General features: G+C 67.8%; 16 protein-coding genes. 4 read left to right on the plus strand and 12 right to left on the minus strand.

Features of this window, described 5'->3' with window-relative positions:
* Positions 1-206: 206 nt before the first annotated feature.
* The 6 genes from AB0M54_RS29400 to AB0M54_RS29425 all read right to left on the minus strand — a co-directional run bounded on the left by AB0M54_RS29400 (position 207) and on the right by AB0M54_RS29425 (position 5,599).
* On the minus strand, positions 207-560 hold the full coding sequence (locus AB0M54_RS29400) for a hypothetical protein (protein WP_364324226.1): 354 nt from the start codon (positions 558-560) through the stop codon (positions 207-209).
* 35 nt (positions 561-595) lie between these two features.
* The gene (locus AB0M54_RS29405; RefSeq protein WP_364474827.1) at positions 596-1,810 is read right to left on the minus strand and encodes a cytochrome P450; all 1,215 of its coding nucleotides are present in this window, start codon (positions 1,808-1,810) and stop codon (positions 596-598) included.
* Complete coding sequence (locus tag AB0M54_RS29410; protein ID WP_364474829.1) at positions 1,807-2,295, minus strand: hypothetical protein; 489 nt, start codon at positions 2,293-2,295, stop codon at positions 1,807-1,809. Before AB0M54_RS29410 ends, AB0M54_RS29405 begins: the two co-directional genes overlap by 4 nt.
* A complete protein-coding gene (locus AB0M54_RS29415; RefSeq protein WP_364474831.1) occupies positions 2,285-3,754 on the minus strand; it encodes a hypothetical protein in 1,470 nt (489 codons plus the stop codon). The genes AB0M54_RS29410 and AB0M54_RS29415 overlap by 11 nt, the downstream gene beginning before the upstream one ends.
* A 267-nt stretch (positions 3,755-4,021) precedes the next feature.
* Positions 4,022-5,059 carry a hypothetical protein gene (locus AB0M54_RS29420; RefSeq protein WP_364474833.1) on the minus strand — a complete coding sequence of 346 codons (1,038 nt, stop codon included), beginning with the start codon at positions 5,057-5,059 and terminating at the stop codon, positions 4,022-4,024.
* A gap of 378 nt (positions 5,060-5,437) precedes the next feature.
* Positions 5,438-5,599 (minus strand): hypothetical protein, encoded by a 162-nt coding sequence (locus AB0M54_RS29425; protein ID WP_364474834.1) that lies wholly within the window; start codon positions 5,597-5,599, stop codon positions 5,438-5,440.
* An 85-nt stretch (positions 5,600-5,684) separates the two neighbouring features.
* Between AB0M54_RS29425 and AB0M54_RS29430 the strand changes: the two genes are divergently transcribed.
* Complete coding sequence (locus tag AB0M54_RS29430; RefSeq protein ID WP_364474836.1) at positions 5,685-6,407, plus strand: hypothetical protein; 723 nt, start codon at positions 5,685-5,687, stop codon at positions 6,405-6,407.
* Between the two features lie 54 nt (positions 6,408-6,461).
* Here AB0M54_RS29430 and AB0M54_RS29435 read toward each other — a convergent pair whose 3' ends face one another.
* Positions 6,462-7,061 (minus strand): TetR/AcrR family transcriptional regulator, encoded by a 600-nt coding sequence (locus tag AB0M54_RS29435; protein ID WP_364474838.1) that lies wholly within the window; start codon positions 7,059-7,061, stop codon positions 6,462-6,464.
* A 209-nt stretch (positions 7,062-7,270) separates the two neighbouring features.
* On the opposite strand from AB0M54_RS29435, the gene AB0M54_RS29440 reads away from it, so the two are divergent.
* Together AB0M54_RS29440 and AB0M54_RS29445 are read left to right on the plus strand one after the other, a co-directional pair.
* Positions 7,271-8,281 carry a CPBP family intramembrane glutamic endopeptidase gene (locus AB0M54_RS29440; RefSeq protein ID WP_364474839.1) on the plus strand — a complete coding sequence of 337 codons (1,011 nt, stop codon included), beginning with the start codon at positions 7,271-7,273 and terminating at the stop codon, positions 8,279-8,281.
* Positions 8,282-8,337: 56 nt separating this feature from the next.
* Positions 8,338-8,748: a pyridoxamine 5'-phosphate oxidase family protein gene (locus AB0M54_RS29445; RefSeq protein ID WP_364324208.1), complete on the plus strand. Its 411-nt coding sequence runs from the start codon at positions 8,338-8,340 to the stop codon at positions 8,746-8,748.
* Positions 8,749-9,211: 463 nt separating this feature from the next.
* On the opposite strand, the gene AB0M54_RS29450 is transcribed toward AB0M54_RS29445, so the two are convergent.
* The 4 genes from AB0M54_RS29450 to AB0M54_RS29465 all read right to left on the minus strand — a co-directional run bounded on the left by AB0M54_RS29450 (position 9,212) and on the right by AB0M54_RS29465 (position 12,805).
* Positions 9,212-9,790 (minus strand): TIGR03086 family metal-binding protein, encoded by a 579-nt coding sequence (locus AB0M54_RS29450; protein ID WP_364474841.1) that lies wholly within the window; start codon positions 9,788-9,790, stop codon positions 9,212-9,214.
* A 259-nt stretch (positions 9,791-10,049) separates the two neighbouring features.
* Positions 10,050-10,937 (minus strand): patatin-like phospholipase family protein, encoded by an 888-nt coding sequence (locus AB0M54_RS29455; RefSeq protein ID WP_364474842.1) that lies wholly within the window; start codon positions 10,935-10,937, stop codon positions 10,050-10,052.
* 15 nt (positions 10,938-10,952) lie between these two features.
* A complete protein-coding gene (locus tag AB0M54_RS29460) occupies positions 10,953-11,939 on the minus strand; it encodes an amidohydrolase family protein (protein WP_364474844.1) in 987 nt (328 codons plus the stop codon).
* A 326-nt stretch (positions 11,940-12,265) separates the two neighbouring features.
* Positions 12,266-12,805 carry a TetR family transcriptional regulator gene (locus AB0M54_RS29465; RefSeq protein WP_364324200.1) on the minus strand — a complete coding sequence of 180 codons (540 nt, stop codon included), beginning with the start codon at positions 12,803-12,805 and terminating at the stop codon, positions 12,266-12,268.
* 173 nt (positions 12,806-12,978) lie between these two features.
* Here AB0M54_RS29465 and AB0M54_RS29470 point away from each other — a divergent pair, with 173 nt between their 5' ends.
* Positions 12,979-13,506 (plus strand): hypothetical protein, encoded by a 528-nt coding sequence (locus AB0M54_RS29470; protein WP_364324198.1) that lies wholly within the window; start codon positions 12,979-12,981, stop codon positions 13,504-13,506.
* A 136-nt stretch (positions 13,507-13,642) separates the two neighbouring features.
* On the opposite strand, the gene AB0M54_RS29475 is transcribed toward AB0M54_RS29470, so the two are convergent.
* Positions 13,643-15,877 carry an alpha/beta fold hydrolase gene (locus AB0M54_RS29475; RefSeq protein WP_364474846.1) on the minus strand — a complete coding sequence of 745 codons (2,235 nt, stop codon included), beginning with the start codon at positions 15,875-15,877 and terminating at the stop codon, positions 13,643-13,645.
* Positions 15,878-15,934 lie beyond the last annotated feature (57 nt).

Below are 15,934 nucleotides of genomic sequence, written 5' to 3' on the forward strand. Positions count from 1 at the left end.
CGGCCTCGGGCGGCAGGACACCGATCAGGACGGCGACAAGCACGACGAACGCCACCGGAATTCCCCATGCCCAGCGCTTGCGGCGAAGTCGCCCGACCGTCATCGGTCCAGTATGGGTTCCGCAAACTTCCGGCGGAAGAATGCGGATGGAGCCACCGGGGCCGCGTTGATCAGCAGTGCGAATGCCGCCTTGGCGGGATCTGCTCCTATGTTGGTGGCCCGGTCTCGATGTATTCGAATACCGCGCCGTCCGGGTTCCTCGCGATCAGCCGGGCGCCGTTCGGGGCGGGGCTGGGTCCGTCCAGGATGTCGCCGCCGGCCTCGGTGATGTCGCGGATCACCGGGCCTAGATCGTTGACCAGCAGCGTGGCCACCCGGTTGTTGTATCGGGCCGCGTGCGGACCGGACAGCAGCAGGAACGGGCCCACGCTGGCCAGTTCCACGCCGGCGAAGGCGAACCGCTGCACCTCCGGGGCACCCGAAAGGGCCTGGTACAAGGGAATCGCCGCGTCGAGGTCGGGTACCACGACCCGGGCCAGCACTGCGGTGATGTTCGACATTCATCGCCTCCGGGCAACGGTGACGGGATCCTGCGCTACCAGGCGACCGGCAGCGAGTGGACGCCATAGGTGACATTGGATCGCCGGTACGACACGTCCTCGAAGGGGACAGCCAGCCGTAACTGCGGGAACCTCCGCAGCAGGGCGGGAAACGCCAGGTGCATCTCCAGGCGGGCCAGCGGAACGCCGACGCAATAGTGCACGCCGTGGCCGTAGGCCAGGTGGGTACGGGGTTCCCGGGTGAAGTCGAGCCGATCGGGGTCCGGGAACCTCGATTCATCCCGGTTGGCGGAGGGAATCGCCACCAGCACCTGCTCGCCGTCCCTGATCAGGGTTCCGTTGACCGTCACGTCGGCGGTGGCGGTCCTGATCTCCCCATGGTTGGGGATCGACACGTACCGGACGAGTTCGTCGACGGCGCGCTCGACGATGTGCGGATCGTCGCGCAGCAACGCCAGCTGTCCGGGATGGCGCAACAGGGCGAGGGTGCCGATGCCGAGCATGTTCGCGGTCGTCTCGTGCCCGGCGACCAGCAGCAGGTTGCCGATACCGACGAGCTCCTGATCGGTGACGGAGGCCCCGTGCTCCTGGATGATCCGGCCGAGCACGTTGTCGCCGGGCTGCTTCCTGTTGCGCTCGACGAGTTCGCCCATCCCGGCACGTAGCGCGTTCCGGGCCGGGATCAGCGTCTCCAGGCTGGACATCACGTCGGTCATGATCCGGGTGTGGCCGGCGAAGTCGAAATCGAAGTCCTTCGGTACGCCGAGCATCTCGCAGATCACCGTCGACGGCACCGGCAGCGCGAACTCCTTGACCAGATCGACCGGCGGCCCGGCGGCGGCCATCGCATCGAGGTGGTGCTCGACGATGGCCTCGATCCGGGGCAGGAGTCGCGTCATCCGTTGCGCGCTGAACTCGCCGGCGACCATCTGGCGCAGCCGGGTGTGTTCCGGTGGGTCGCATTCGATGAACGTGCCGGGCTGCTGGACCTGCAACTCCTCGGCCAGCGTACGGTTGCCCGGCTCGGGCAGGACGATTCCCAGTGGGGTCAGCTCGCTGCTGAACCGGCGGTCGCCGAGGATGTCCCGGCCGTCGTCGAACCGGGTGACCAGCCACACGACGTCGCCACCGTTGATGGTTATCCGGGTGATCGGCTCGTGCGCACGCAGTCGGCTCATCTCCGGGTCGGGATCGAACGGGCAGCCGGCATCGCGCCGGTACGGCAGGGGCAGCGTGTCGCTCTGCGTCACGACGCCGACCCCTCCTGGTCGCCGGACGGCACGTGGGAGACCCACTCGCAGCTGCGCTCGCCGAGCTCGTGCTCGACCGTGACGCCGAGGTGGTCGGCGGTCCGCTGATGCAGGTCGACACAGAACTCGCAGGGTCGCTTGAGAGTGAGCTGTACGCCCTGCTGCTGGGCGCGCTCCCGGTAGTCATAGATGCCACAGCGGCGCACGGTGAGCCGGGAACGGTCGGGTGTCTCCGTACGGCTGGTGTCCGAACCGTAGATCTCGAGCATGGACTCCAGGCCGGTCAGCAGATCACGAGCCTGTCCGGCGGCGTCGGGCACCCGCCTGCGGGCGGCTTCGGCGTTGATACCCGCGACGTGCTCGGTCCACTGTGGCAGGCCGTCCACCCCCATGAACCGTTCGATCGCGGCCTGCGTACGGAAGTAGACACCCAGCACGAACTGGGTCTTGTCCGCCTCGGACATCGGGCTCCGGTCAGCGTCCATCAACGGTGATCCTTTCCGGTTCGGTGAGCGTGCCGTCGGGATGGGCCGGGCGCAGACCGGTGGACGCCTCCACCTGCCGCAGGGTCTCTCGCAGCGCCGCTGCGATCGGCGCGGGAAGCCTGCTCCACGCCCGCGCGTCGTCCAGGTCCAGCATCCGCGACAGCTTCCAGCCGACGTAGGAACCCATCGTTGCCAGCGGTGGGAGCGCGTTCACGACACCGATCCCGAAGCGCCGCCCCGCGAAGGACGAGCCGAGACGATCGGTCGTGGCGGCGACCCACGAGTCACTCGGTGGCTGGTCGGTGGTCACCAGGCAGACCACCTCGCGGCCCCGGACGACCAGCATGTAATCGAGGACGATCGGCCCTCCGCCGGCGCCGGACCACAGTTCCGCCTCGAAGTCCTCCTGCCGTACGTTCACGCCGCCGAACGTGATCACATCCTGTCGCCGGCCGAGCGTACGCATCACCGGCAGTGCGAGACCACACGGGCACGGTTCGCCCGTCGTCCGGACCAGGTCACCGGTCCGGTAGCGCACCAGCGGCCGGGCCGGCAGATCCAGGGTGGTGACGACCAGTTCGCCGCTGTCCGGCCCCCCGTCCACCAGCCGGGTACCCCGTTCATCGTGCAGTTCCAGCAGATAGCTCTGCAACTGCAGATGCAGGCGTCCGCGCTCGCAGGTCACCGCCGTGGTACCGGTCTCGGATGAGCCGTAGGAGGCGACGTACGCGGTCGCTCCGGTCAGCTGTTCCAGGTGCCGTAGCAGGCTGTCGCCGGTCTGCTCGGCCATCAGCAGCAGCCGGTCGAAGCGCGGCGGCGGCGTGCCGTTGCGGACCGCGAAGTGCACCAGCTCCAGCAGGCGCGAGGCCGTGCCCACGTACACATTGGCCTGCAGGTCCGCGGCCAGCCGGAGCACTCGGGTGTAGTCGCCGGTGACGTTGTCGACCCACAGCCGCATCGACAGGACCCCGAGATATTCCAGGACCTTCTCGAACTGGTAACCGGCAGGAGCGAAAGGACCATTGATCAGGATCAGCGCCGTATCCGACGGGTCGAGAATCCGGCCCCACATCTCGCCGATGTTCATCGTGTTGACGACCAGGTCGTCGACGGCCTTCGGCGCGGCCACCGGGTCGCCGGTCGTACCCGAGGATTCGTAGTAGTGCAGGAAACTGGTCACCTGCCGGGTGAACGCGTCACGAGACCGGGCGCGCAACTCCCCACGGTCGAGCAGCGGCACGCTGGACAACAGCTTGGTGAGCACCACATCGGCCGGCAGCGCGCGGGCCTCGGCGAGCGTACGGTCGTCCCGCCAGTCCCGCAACGACTCCGCATGGAGCCTCGAGTGAGCCGCGACAGCGAGCGTGTCGAGCAACTTCCGCGCCTGCAGTGCGCTCAGGTCATCCGTACCGGCGTGGACCGCTCTGACCGTTCGCAGATGAGACTCCACAAGGCTCATGTGATGAGCGCGAAGGACCTCGTCACGCACGAGCAACACGGCGTCTCCTCAGATCTACAGCGAGCACCGGCCGTCGCGAGGCGGAAACGGCGGGCGCAATGACCCCTCTCCGGAGATCCTCCGGAGAGGGGAACACTAGAGGCACCCGCCCGGAGAAGCCCACGATCCGCGCAACCAGGTCTCAAACGGGCAATACATCGAGCGTTTCTGGCCATCGCCGCCGTGGCAGCCGCCACTACCCCGGCCGGCAGCCGCGCACGCCCATGGTCAGCCCCGGGACGCGGAGACCACCCGGGTCGCCGAGGTGACACCGGGCAACGGACGCTTGCCGTTGAGCACAGCGTCGTACGAGCGGTCGCCGTGCAGGGAGCGCTCGTAGAACGCCACGGCATAGGCGGTCAAGGCCGACTGCTGAACCGCGGGGGTCAGCTCCGCGGCCGGGCACGTGCTGTCGTCGTCGCCGAAGAGACTCGGCGGCGTCCACCGAGTGTTGAAGTAGTTGTGGTTGGCGCCGGTCAGCGACACCGAATACGCGGGTTGCCGGGTTCTGCCGACGACGTCGTCCAGGTATTCCTGTCCACGCTCACCGACCGCACCGTCACAGGTGCCGGTGACGACACCGACCGGGATTCTCGTGACGAGCGTATCGCTGTTGTCCCCTTCGGGATCGTCGAACTTGACCGGGGCCAGCGGCAGCACCGCCCGGACCGTGACCCCAGCGGGCCACTCGGCGCGGTGCTTGTCGGAGGCCTGCCACATAGCGGCCTTACCGCCGCGCGAGTGGCCCATCGTGCCGACGTTTCCGACATCGACGCGCCCGGTCAGCGCGCCGAGCCGGCTCACGAGCGGTCCGCGCCCGGCGGCGAGCTGCGCCCACAGTCGCAGGTGCTCGTTGACAAGCCGGGCGCGGTCGCCGTAGTCGAAGGACGTCTGGTTCACGCCGTCCACGCTGATCGAGGCCACGACGAAACCGCGCCGGGCCAGGACAGCACCGAGGTAGTCGTACCCGCGGTAGCTGGGGAACGGCTTCGCTCCGCCCTCGCAGGGCCACTCGGCGGCGTCCTGGGAGTCGCAGGCCCACCACGAGCCGTGCGACTGGATGATCAACGGAAGCCGGGCGCCAGGATGCCGCGGGTAGTGCACGACCGCCCGGATCTCACTCACGGTGCCCGACTGCGAATCGGTGAAAGCTGTGTCGCCGAGGTCGTACTCGGCGACGGTGACCGCCGGGTCGCCGCTGCGCGATTGTTCGTCCGCGGACGCCCCGAGGCGAGCCCCGGCCGAGATCAACCCAGCTGAGAGCACAACAGGCAGTACCACCGCACAGATATGTCTCATTCGCATGTGCGGCATTTTGCCAACTCAATATCAGGATCATGTCAGGGAGCTCTGACGGTCTCAGGCTGTTCTTCAACCTGGGTCGGTCCCCCGGGAAGCCATGCTTTTGTGGCCCGGGCCGCAGGTGGCGGCCCGGGCCGTCGCTGTTATCGGCAGCAGGTGCCGCCGGCCCACACGGCGACGCCGTCGCTGTCGCGGTAGAGAACGAGGTTGCCGTCGTTCTGCTGCACGAGGGTGGAGGCGCCGTTGCCGGCGGTGTTCGAGGCCCAGACCCCCGCACACCTTGTCCTTCCTGGCCTCGGCCCGTGGCGACCGGATCTGCTGCCTGGGGGTCAGTGACTTCGGTCAGCCGTCGAGCCTGCCGGACGCGTACAAGATCCATCGGATCGATGTCGCCTCCATCGTCGACGCGGCGTTGACCCTGGTCGGCCGGTGACCGGCGTCGACGAGGTCCCGGCCGCCGGTCACGCCCTCGACGTCCTCGACCGCCCGGCGATGCTGATCCACGACGACGCCGTCCGGGCCAACATCAGGCTGATGGCGCGTTACTGCGCGGCGCAGGGAGTGCTGCGCGCCGCATTCCAAGACGTCGATGTCGGCATATGTGATCGACCTCCAGGCCGAGGCCGGGGTGTGGGGCTCCCCTCGGCTCGAGCTGCGCGGCGTGGCCTGCTTCGAGGGCCTCACGCCGGCGCGGGGTGACTCCGCGACGGCTCCCGTGATCGACATCCTGAGCAAGGCCCGGACCGCTGTCGTGGCCATCGAAGCGGCAGGCTTGTTCCCGAGGACACCGATCGTGACAGCCGGCGGATCCGCCTTCCCCGACCTGGTGGTGCAGGAGCTCGGACCCGCCCGTTTCGCGTTCGACACGACGACCGTGCTGAGGGCCGGGTGCTACGTCACCCACGACCATGGCGTCTACCGTGACACATCGCCATTCGACGGCCGCGCCGCCGGCCCCGAGGTCCCTCGGCTGTCGCCGGCCCTCGAACTCATCGCCACGGTGCTGTCCCGCCCCGAACCCGAATTGGCGGTCGCGGGGTTCGGCCGGCGCCACGTTCCGACCGACGATCGGCTTCCGGTGGTGCTCGGCGTCTTCGACGGCGGCGGGGAGAAGCGCCCGACCGAGGCCAAGGTCGTCCGGATCAACGACCAGCACGCGATGATCCGGGTCCCGCCGAACTCCACCCTGCGCCCAGGCGACGCCCTGAGCATCGGCATCAGCCACCCGTGCGGCGCCTTCGACCGGTGGCGGACCATTGCCGTCGTGTCCGAAGAAGGTCACGTCATCGGCGCCTGCGCGCCGAAGCTCTGACCCTGGACAGATTGCCTTGCGAACCCGCCTCGTGAGGAGCCGCCCGCACGCGGTTCAAGGGTTGAGGACGCAGTCGACGGCCATATAGAGGGTTTCGGTCTCGGACCTCAGGATCGAATCCTCGGCGGGCAGGGCTCGCTCGATCGAGAGTCCGTTGAGGACGGTGAGGAGAAATTTCACCCGGCGTGCGTGGTCACCCTCGGGCAGCGCGCCTTCGTCAGCGAGAACCGTCAGCCAGTACTCGACACTGCGCCAACCTCCCTGCTCCATGGCGAGATACGCCGCGCGCACATCCTCGGTCGGGTCGGACGCGATATACGTCTGGTACGCCTTGGTCCACGCCTCACGTGCCTGCTCCCCGACGCCGGCCGGGGCGAGCACCTGCCGGAGGCAGTTGACCAGTCGATCCCGGGCGGGTAGCGATCGGTCGTGGATCGGGCTGTCCGGGAACACCTGAGCGTAAATTCTGGTGAGCAGTGCGTCCTGCAACGCGCGCTGGGTCGGAAAGTGGAACCTGAGCGAGCCCGTGCTCACCCCGGCCCGTGCCGCGACCGCACGCACGCTCAGTCTCACCGTCACATCCTCTGCGAACATCGCCGCCGCGGCCGCGAGAATCCGTTCCCGCGAGCCGGTGCCCTCGTCGTCCTGTGTCACCAGCCACCTCCTGCCGCAGCGTACTAGCACACTGTGCTAGCGTCGCCACTAGCACAGTGTGTTAGTGGGGTGGCGACGGTCAACGACGAGTGAGGAAACGTGATCGAGGACTGGCGGCTATGCCGTCGACCTCCCGTACCGACACGGGCAGCGGCAAGGCGAAGCGCACCAAGCCGGGAAAATAACCACACCCCCGATAAGAGGACGCCATGACCACGATGATCGAGCCGAACTGGCTACTCACTCCGGGCGTGCCCCGCAATGGGCCGCCAGTTCCAGCCGGAGTGGAATACCACCGGGTACTCGCAGGCGACAAACGCCGGATCGGTCGCGGCATTCTCGCGATCATTCTTCTGCTGGCCGGGCTCGTCATCTTCCCGACGGTCATCGGCAGGGCGGTTGCGCTCATCGACGTACAGCTGGGCAAAACCCCGCCGATCCTGGGCGGCACCGACTACACGCCGCTCTACCACGCCAGCTCGATGATCTCCCTCGGCCTGCTCATACCGTGGAGCATGCTCATCCAGCGGTGGCTCTTCGGCGTACCCGGCGCATCTCTGCACTCCGTGACGTCGCGGTTCCGCTTCGACCTGCTCGGCAAGTCGCTGCTCATCCTCGGCCCCGCCTGGCTGGTCGTGAACATCTTCGGAGCCCTCGCGCCCGCTGACGAGTTCCCTTGGTCGCACACCGACCTCATCGCCATCTTCCTCGCCACGATGCTTTTCACCCCGCTGCAGTCGGCGGGCGAGGAATACGGCGTACGTGGACTGATCTTCCGCGTCATCGGAAGCTGGACCCGCAGCCCACGGGCCGGACTGGTCGCCGGGGTGCTGGCCTCGAGCGTGCTGTTCACGGCCCTACACGGCTCAACCGATCCGTACATCATCATCTGGTACTTCGTGCTCTGGACCGGACTGGCCGTCATCACCTGGCGCACCGGCGGGCTCGAGATCGCGGTCATGCTCCACGCCGTACTCAACACGTTCTCCTTGATCCTGGCCACATCCCTGCGGCTGGATCTCGGTGGTGCACTGCAGGACCGCTCAGCCGGAGCCGGCACGCCGTACCAGCTCGTCCCCACCTTCACCGTCATCGTCATCACCGCCATCGTCTGGTGGTGGACCCGAAAGACAGGACCAGCACTCACGGCGGGCCGTGTCCCCGCCACTCCAGTTACGGCGCACGCAGGTGCTGGTTCCCCTGAACTGCGGCGACCCTGAGTCAGCGTGCGGCGCGCTTCTTTTCGCACGCCGCAATGCCGTCTACGTTAGGGATCATGTTCCGCGACGATGATCTAGCACTGCTCGCCCGTCCGCTGTACGCGTTCCTGACCGTCGCACCGCACGGTGACCGCTGGCCCGCACCCCGCCCCGTGTGGTTCGAGGCGACCGGCGGCGACGTGGAGATGTTCTCCGTGGTGGGCGCGCCGAAGCTCGACCGCCTTCGCGAACATCCACGCGCCTCCGTCGTGGTTGCCGCCCCCGTCGGCGAGCCGGAGCACTGGGTATCGGTTGAGGGGCCGGTCACCCTCCACGAGCACGGCGGCGTCGAGCTGGCAACACGTCTCGCCGGCCGCTACTGGGACCTGAGCGACCCGGCCTACGGAAAGTTCCTCGACGAGTGGCGGACCACCGGCACCGTACGTATCGTCCTGCACCCGGAGAAGGTGAACCGCTTCGCCGCCTGATTCGCGCCTGACCGATGCGCAACCGCCTGGCGGATGGACGGCATGTCCCAGCGCGCACGCGACGGCGCCACGGCGGCAGAACTCAGCGACACCGCGGAACTGGCCATGGCCGCCTGGCCGACGCCCTGACCGCACCGACCGATCCGGCCAGTTCGCCCAGGACCTCAGCGCGGACCAGACGTCGCTGATGGCCGCGACCCAGCGACCGATCACCGCCGCCGCGCTCAACGACCCAATCCGGTTCACAGCGCTGTCCATAATGGAGGATGGTCAGAGGTGGTCGGTGTAGAAGACACCACGGCCGCCGGGGCCGGCCTGAACCTGGCCGTGCTCGGCGCGGCCTACCTGCTGATCGAGCTGATCGTCGGACTCGGCTACATCAGCGTCGGCCGCCGCCTGAGCGCCACCGGCATCCCGGCGCGTACCCAGCAGCGGTCCTCTTCACGCCGGCCTGCCGGGTCCATCACCTGGCGGGCGTCCACCCCGGGTCCCGCCCCGCGAAGGCGACGACCCGGTCCATCGTGGGCGCGTCGTCCGCGATCGGAACCTCGGGGCCGAACGCCATGCCCGGGCCGCGCCATTCCGGCTTGATGGTCGCCTGGTAGAAGACGAGGGCCTGAGCGGCGGTCGCCTCGTCCGGCTGCCAGGGCCGGCCGACGGCCCGAGCCAGCTCCCACCCGTGGGTGATCACCTCGATCAGCAGCATGTCCACGACGATGCCGCCGGGGAAGGACCCGCCCAGGTGGGGCACGTTCACGACGGTCGTCTCGACTCCGGCGTCCAGGGCGGTCCGCAGAGTCCCGGAGAGCCGCGCGAGGACGACTTCGAGGTCGTCGGGCCCGGAGTACGCGTGCGGATCGGCTCCGTTGTTCTCGGCGCCGGGATCACGGAAGGCGACGTCGAAGTAGAGGAGCCCGCCGGTAAGGTGCCGCCGCAAGCCCAACACGTCGAGGCCCGCCGACGGGGTCGGGAGCGCGTACTGGTCAGGGGTGGGGGCGGCGGCTACCCGTGCGAGGCCGTCGAGCACATCCAAGATCGTCATAGGGACTATCCAATCAGCTCGGCCGGCGCGCGACGAGAACCGTCGCGGACCGGCCCCCCACGCCCGAGCCGCGGTCATCCGAAGATCGTCCAAGACCACGGCGCGACGACACCGCACCGCCCTGCCCGACCCGACCGCCCTGATCACGCCACCACCGTCCACATGGGAGCCAGATAAACACTCACTCAGCACCGCTGTTGTCGTCCGCCGCCTGATGGGAGCGAGTATTGCCGGATGCGAGCGTCTGATCCGTAGGATTTCAGAGGTCCCAGGCCGCCCGGATTGTTGCTGCTTCGTGTTCTGCCTGGCGCTTGCCGATGTGCAGAGCCCGGCCGGCGATCTGTGGGTCCAGCATACTCACCGGCGCCTCGAGGTCGCTGAAGTCGGGCTCCACAGCGATCAGTCGTGTGGTTCCGCGCAACTCGGCCACTTCAGCGTCCGCCCGGATGTCCGAAGCGGCCCGAGTGTTGTCGACTACGCCACCGGGAGTACCGATGGGATGGCAGGACACGACCACGACAACGTCGCTTGGCGGGGCCACCGTGGCGTTGAGGTGGTTGAGGAGGCCACCGTCCATGTAGCGAACTCCGTTGATGGTGACGGGCGGAAACAGCATCGGGACAACGCAGCTGGCGGCGACGGCGTGCAACAGCGGCACACCGGATTCTTCGTCCCACACGACGAATTCGCCGGTGTCGGTGTTGATCGCCGTGCATCGGAACCCGGCCGGCCAGGCGGCGCCGTCGAACGTGTCGAGCAGCCCGAGGTAGTCGGCTTCGGTAAGCGTGGTCGGGGCCTGCTGTACTGCGGCGCCGACCGCGCGGAGTGCTTGCTGCGGGTCGGCGGCGAGGGCGGCTTGGCGTGATGCGTTCAGAAAGCTTTCCGAGCCCGCCGTCATGCTATCGACGTCGAGCTTCTGCCCGACTGCTGCGAGGATGGCGAGGGCGCCGGTGACGTCCCGGCCACTGGCCAGCAGCGCACCGACCAGGGCTCCGGCGGAGGTGCCGACGATCGCCGAAGCTCCCGCCAGCTCGATGCCGGCTTCGCGCAGCCCGGCGAGCAGGCCGGTCTGCCAGGCGACCCCGACGGTGCCGCCACCGCCGAGAACGACCGTGCCTGTTGGTGTGCCATTTCGCTGAGGAGTCATGGCTGCTGTCCTTTTCTACTTCGTTGTGAGGCTGATACCGAACAGGGCACAGGCGTTGCCCGCGGTGAACTTCTCGCGGTCGTCGGCGGGGAACGCGGTGAGGAACTGCTCGATCCCCTCCCTGACCGGCCGTTGGAAGGGGTAGTCGGTCGAGAACAACAGGCGGTCGGGCGTCGTGACATCGAGGGCATGTCGCAGCAGCGTGGGATTGAGCATTCCGGAGCTGGTGATGTGGAAGTTGGAGCGGATGTAGTCCGACACCTTCCGCTCCAGGCCCGCGATGCGGGAGAGGCCGTCGACTCGATCCGTCCAGAACAACAGCAGTTCGCCCCAGTGACCGAGCACGAGTTGCAGGTCCGGATGACGGTCGAAGGTGCCGCGGACGATCAGGCGCAGGGCGGCGACGGCCGCCTCGACGTGCCAGCCCCACCCGAACGTCGCCAGGGCCAGGTCGGTCATCGGGTCGAAGCCGCTGTAGGCGGCCAGACGGGTCGGGCGCGAAGGGATCTGCGGGTGGATGAAGATCGGTTGTCGCAGGGCTGCGGCCGCGGCAAACAGGTCGTCGTAGCGCGGATCGTCCAGAGGTGTCTCGCCGGTCCGTCCGTAGACCATCGTTCCGACGAACCCGAGGCCGGCGGCGCGTTCGAGTTCGGCGACGGCGGCTTTCGGGTCGGCCATCGGCAGGGTGGAGAACGCTCGTAGCCGTGTGGGGTGCCGGCTGACGGCCTCGGCGGCGACGTCGTTGGCCCGCTCGCTGAGTGCCCGTGCCCGCGTCGGCTCCAGTGGGTGTGTGCCCGGCGGTGTCAGGGAGAGGATCTGCAGGTCGACGCCTTGGGCGTCCATCGCCGCGATCCGGGCGTCGCCGATGTCGTGGAGGCGTTCGAGGTTGTCGCCCATCTCGTCGAACAGCACGCTCGGGTCACCGTAGTCCTCCGGCAGCGCCTTCACGGCCGACGTGAGGGCGGGCAGATTCCAGTGTTCTTCGATCGCGATCAGTGCCACATCAAGGCCTCCCGGCTCGCTGCGGCAGTCCACTCAACCGCCGTTGAGCGAAGACGGTACACCAATCGCTCAACGGCTGTAGAGTGAGATCGCCATCGTCAGGAGCCGCCTGGTGGTGCGCAGGCCGAGCCGGCGACCGCTCCGGTTCGCGATGTCCAGGTCCCCGCCGAAGAGCCAACCACCGGGGCGGGCCAGGCGGTCAGGTCGATATCAAGGTGGCCACGGGCTCGTCGCGGCGTGGTCGGTGCATGGCGGATCAACCTCTACCGAGTCGAGTGCCCGCACCTATCGGGACGGGTACCGGCCGGAGCAGTTGTACGACCGGCTCACGAGTCGTCTGACAGATGTGCGATCCAGCCTCGCGCGGCCTGGAGCAGAGCGTCGTGGGAGACGTCGTCGAAGGCGCGCAGCTTCAGAAAGTGCTGCGTGATCGTCAGGCCGAGGATGCCGCTCACCGTGATCAGTGCGCGCAGGTGTGCGTCGTCGCCGTCCAGTGACCTGGTGAGGTTGTCGACGCGTTCGTCGAGGTAGGCCCGCATCGCGTCGGCGGCTTCGGGCACGGTGAGCATGGACCGGACCAGGGCGGCGGTCTCCGGGGGCAGTTCGCCCAGCCGTACGGTGAGGACGTCCAGAAGGTGCTCGGCGGCGAGGTTGCTGCTGTTGTCGGGCAGCTGAACCGCCGCGTTGAACAGGGCACCCTTCGACCCGAAATGCTGCATCACCAGCGAGGCGTCCACTCCCGCCACGCCGGCGATGCCCCGGATCGTCGCCCCGTCGAAGCCGCGCGTCGCGAACTCCTGCCGGGCGGCTTCGAGGATGCGCTGTGCGGTGCGGGCCCGTTTGACGTCGCGGGAGGTCCCGGTCATGGATCTCACTATACAGGCGTTGAGCGATCGGTGTACGCTCTCGCTCAACGCCGTTGAGTGAGCTGCTGCAGGGACCGGGAATCTGATGTGGCACTGATTGCAATCGAAGAAACGTTGGAACCTGCCAGCACTCACGTCGGCCGTAAAGGCGCCGCCGATGGGAGGACGACAGAATGAGATTGCTTTTCAGTGACGAGGTCGAGGTTGACTACGGCCAGATCTTTGTCGAGAGCAGAAGTGACAGCGACCCGTTCGATCTGTGGGATGCCTTTGCCGGGCAAGAGGGTGTCGGGCTTTGCGGGGGCGCGAGAGGCGGGAGCCTGCTTCTGCAGACCGGCCTGCAGAATGGCGGCGTCGGCTTCACTGCCGAACTGCATGACAGCCGACCCGGGCTGGACGAGACCTGGGAGGACATCGTTGAGGTCCCGTTCCGGCCGCTGTCGGACGAGACGAGGCTGCGGCAGTGGAATGGCAAACGCCAGTGGGATTTGGGACTGGAGGTGGCTGACTACCGCGTGCGGTACTCGGCCGCGGAGATGGACGCCGCATTCGGCCTGAACAACCGCGACGACGACGAGCCGCAGACTGACCGCTATCTGCTGCAGCTCTGGCCTGCCCCTCACGAGCAGGCCCGGGTGCTCAAACAGGCCAGCAGGCAAGCCGCGAAATGGCACGCCTTCGCCACTTCGCCTGTGGGCTGAGCAACTTCCTCGAATTCGCCCTGTTCTCGGTCGCCGCCCGCCGGCCGCCGCACATCTCGCTGCCGGTCACCGGGGCCATGTGGCTATTTGAGTCGGCGGCTTCGGGCCGCATCTGCGACCTCGAACGGGATGAAGCTCATACAGTTCCGGGTTGAAGGCTGTTGCTTCGGAGCCAGGTGCGGATGGCCTGGATATGTTCCGCTTTGCGTTCCAGCGGTAGCCAATGGCCGGCGGGTATCGAGACGACAGCGAGGTCTGCGCAGGCTGCGCGCATCGGGTCGCCTTGGCGATTTCCGGTGATGGTGCAGATCACGTCCCACTCGCCGTTGATGAACAGCACCGGTTGTGACAGGCGGCCGCCGTCGGGTGCTTTGCGGGCATAGGCGATGTTGGCGTCATCGTTGGTGTACCACGCACAGGATGGACCGAAGCCGTGAGCCTTGAACGCTTCTACCAGCATGTCGAAGTCGGCCGGCGGCCAGAGAGCCGGGTCGGGTTGTGTGGGCGGGGCCTGGTGTGCGGCGCCGAAGCGGCCTCCCTGGCGTGTGACTGTTGCGGATGGTGAGACCTTGCCGACGGCGTCGGGGGTGCCCGATCGATAGATCGAGGCCAGTGTTGCCGCCTGGTCGGCGTTGAGGTCGTTGACCGCCGTCTCGAAGTGCGTCGTGTAGAAGCGGTAGTAGTCCCATTGACCGTCGGGGTACTGGCCAGCCGGGTAAATGGTCCGGTCGACCAACGGGACAAGCGTGGTCAGGCTGTTCGCGTCGGGGAAATACGCCCAGGAGGTCAGCACGAGAGCACGGCAGCGCCTGGGTTCATGTGCGGCCAACGCACCGGCCACGATGCTGCCCCAGTCGTGGCCGACCCAGATGGCGGTTTTTCCGCCGAGGTGGTCATGGAGTTCCGCCATGTCCGTCACCAGTTCGTTGATGGTGTAGGCGTCGTGGGCCGCCGGGGCGGACGATTTGCCGTAGCCGCGTAGATCGGGAGCGACGCAGTGCCAGCCGTCGGCGGCGAACGCGTCCATCTGAGCGCGCCAGACCAAACCGATTTCCGGCCAGCCGTGCAGGAAGATCATCAACGGTCCGCCGGTCGGCCCGCACTCAAGGTAGTGCGTGGTGTGACGAGGCGTGCTGAACGTACGCGAAACCAAGGTCGACGCCACGCCGGCGTGAAGATCGTTCTCGCTCACCCGCCGGCGCGCCCGGACGATCCCGGCCACCAAGGCGATCAGCACCAGGGCGACTTCCAACGCCCCGTACGCGACGGCTGTCGGTTTGAGCCCGAACCGTTCGGCGGCAAGCCCGGCCGCGAGCGCCGGCACGCTGAACGCGAGGTAGCTGACGATGTACATCGTCGCGAAGACCTGTCCTCGCTGGGTCTCCGGCGCCGCCTCGCCGAGCGCGTTGATGGCGAACCGGAACGCCGCGCCGAAGCCGAACCCCGCGACCACCGCCCCGGCCACGTAGAGGGGCAACGCACCCATCATCGTCGCCGCGATGGTGGCCAGGACGCCGACCGCGAGAGTTCCGTAGCCAAGCCGTTCTTGAAGTCGCGGCGGCAGGGCCGTCGAGACAGCGGTGCCCGAAATGCCGGCGGCGAAGAACACTGCCAGCACGATGCCGACGACGAAATGACTTCGCACGTCCAGGAGGGTGCCCAGTATCGACGACCCGAGCGACAGATACAGCCCGGCAAGCGCCCACGTCGCGCCGATCGAGGGAAGCAGTGCGAAGAAGACCGGCCGTGTGGCCGGCGGAAGTCCGGCGCTGGGCAGCAGCGACCGCCAGATCGATCCGGGCGATGCCGACTCGGGGCGAGCGCGTTCGGGGACCAGCCACACCAGCGCTGCCAGCACTAGATAGACGACGGCGAGGATCCAGAAGACGAGTTGACGCGGGAAGGGCGCGAACTGCACCAGGGCGCCGGCGAGGACCGCGCCGATCGCGATTCCCAGGGCCGGGACCGCGCTGCTCACGATCGAGCCGAACCGCGGGCTGGGGGCCGAATCCATGATCATGGCTGTCGTGGTGCCGGTGGCAGCACCGACGGCGAAACCCTGCACGATGCGCGCGGCCAGTAGGTCGCCGGTACCTGCGGCGATCGCGAAGAGCAGCATGCCCAGCGCGAGAAGCACCAGGGCTGCGGAGGCGACCGGCCGACGTCCTACCCGGTCCGAGAGCGAGCCGACGGTCAGCAAGGCGGCGAGCAGTGCGAAGACGTAGACGGCGAAGATGACCGTCAGCGTGAACGCGGAAAAACCCCAGAGGCGCTGATAGACCGGATAGAGCGGCGACGGTGCTGAGGCGGCCGTCAGCGTCGCTGCGCCGGCGGCTCCGGCAACGAAGAAGGAGACTGGACGATTGCGCATGAGACCTCCAGCAAAAGCAGTGATCTTTGCTTTAGCCACCGTAGGGCAGAATCTTGT

It is taken from the genome of Actinoplanes sp. NPDC051470, assembly GCF_040682035.1.
Lineage (GTDB): Bacteria > Actinomycetota > Actinomycetes > Mycobacteriales > Micromonosporaceae > Actinoplanes.

Coding starts and splice junctions, on each gene's coding strand:
- AB0M54_RS29415 (WP_364474831.1), bottom strand. CDS start 3,754: ATGAGCCTTGTGGAGTCTCATCTGCGAACGGTCAGAGCGGTCCACGCC.
- AB0M54_RS29475 (WP_364474846.1), bottom strand. CDS start 15,877: ATGCGCAATCGTCCAGTCTCCTTCTTCGTTGCCGGAGCCGCCGGCGCA.
- AB0M54_RS29430 (WP_364474836.1), top strand. CDS start 5,685: ATGTCGGCATATGTGATCGACCTCCAGGCCGAGGCCGGGGTGTGGGGC.
- AB0M54_RS29465 (WP_364324200.1), bottom strand. CDS start 12,805: ATGACCGGGACCTCCCGCGACGTCAAACGGGCCCGCACCGCACAGCGC.
- AB0M54_RS29400 (WP_364324226.1), bottom strand. CDS start 560: ATGTCGAACATCACCGCAGTGCTGGCCCGGGTCGTGGTACCCGACCTC.
- AB0M54_RS29455 (WP_364474842.1), bottom strand. CDS start 10,937: ATGACTCCTCAGCGAAATGGCACACCAACAGGCACGGTCGTTCTCGGC.
- AB0M54_RS29470 (WP_364324198.1), top strand. CDS start 12,979: ATGAGATTGCTTTTCAGTGACGAGGTCGAGGTTGACTACGGCCAGATC.
- AB0M54_RS29410 (WP_364474829.1), bottom strand. CDS start 2,295: ATGGACGCTGACCGGAGCCCGATGTCCGAGGCGGACAAGACCCAGTTC.
- AB0M54_RS29440 (WP_364474839.1), top strand. CDS start 7,271: ATGACCACGATGATCGAGCCGAACTGGCTACTCACTCCGGGCGTGCCC.
- AB0M54_RS29445 (WP_364324208.1), top strand. CDS start 8,338: ATGTTCCGCGACGATGATCTAGCACTGCTCGCCCGTCCGCTGTACGCG.
- AB0M54_RS29450 (WP_364474841.1), bottom strand. CDS start 9,790: ATGACGATCTTGGATGTGCTCGACGGCCTCGCACGGGTAGCCGCCGCC.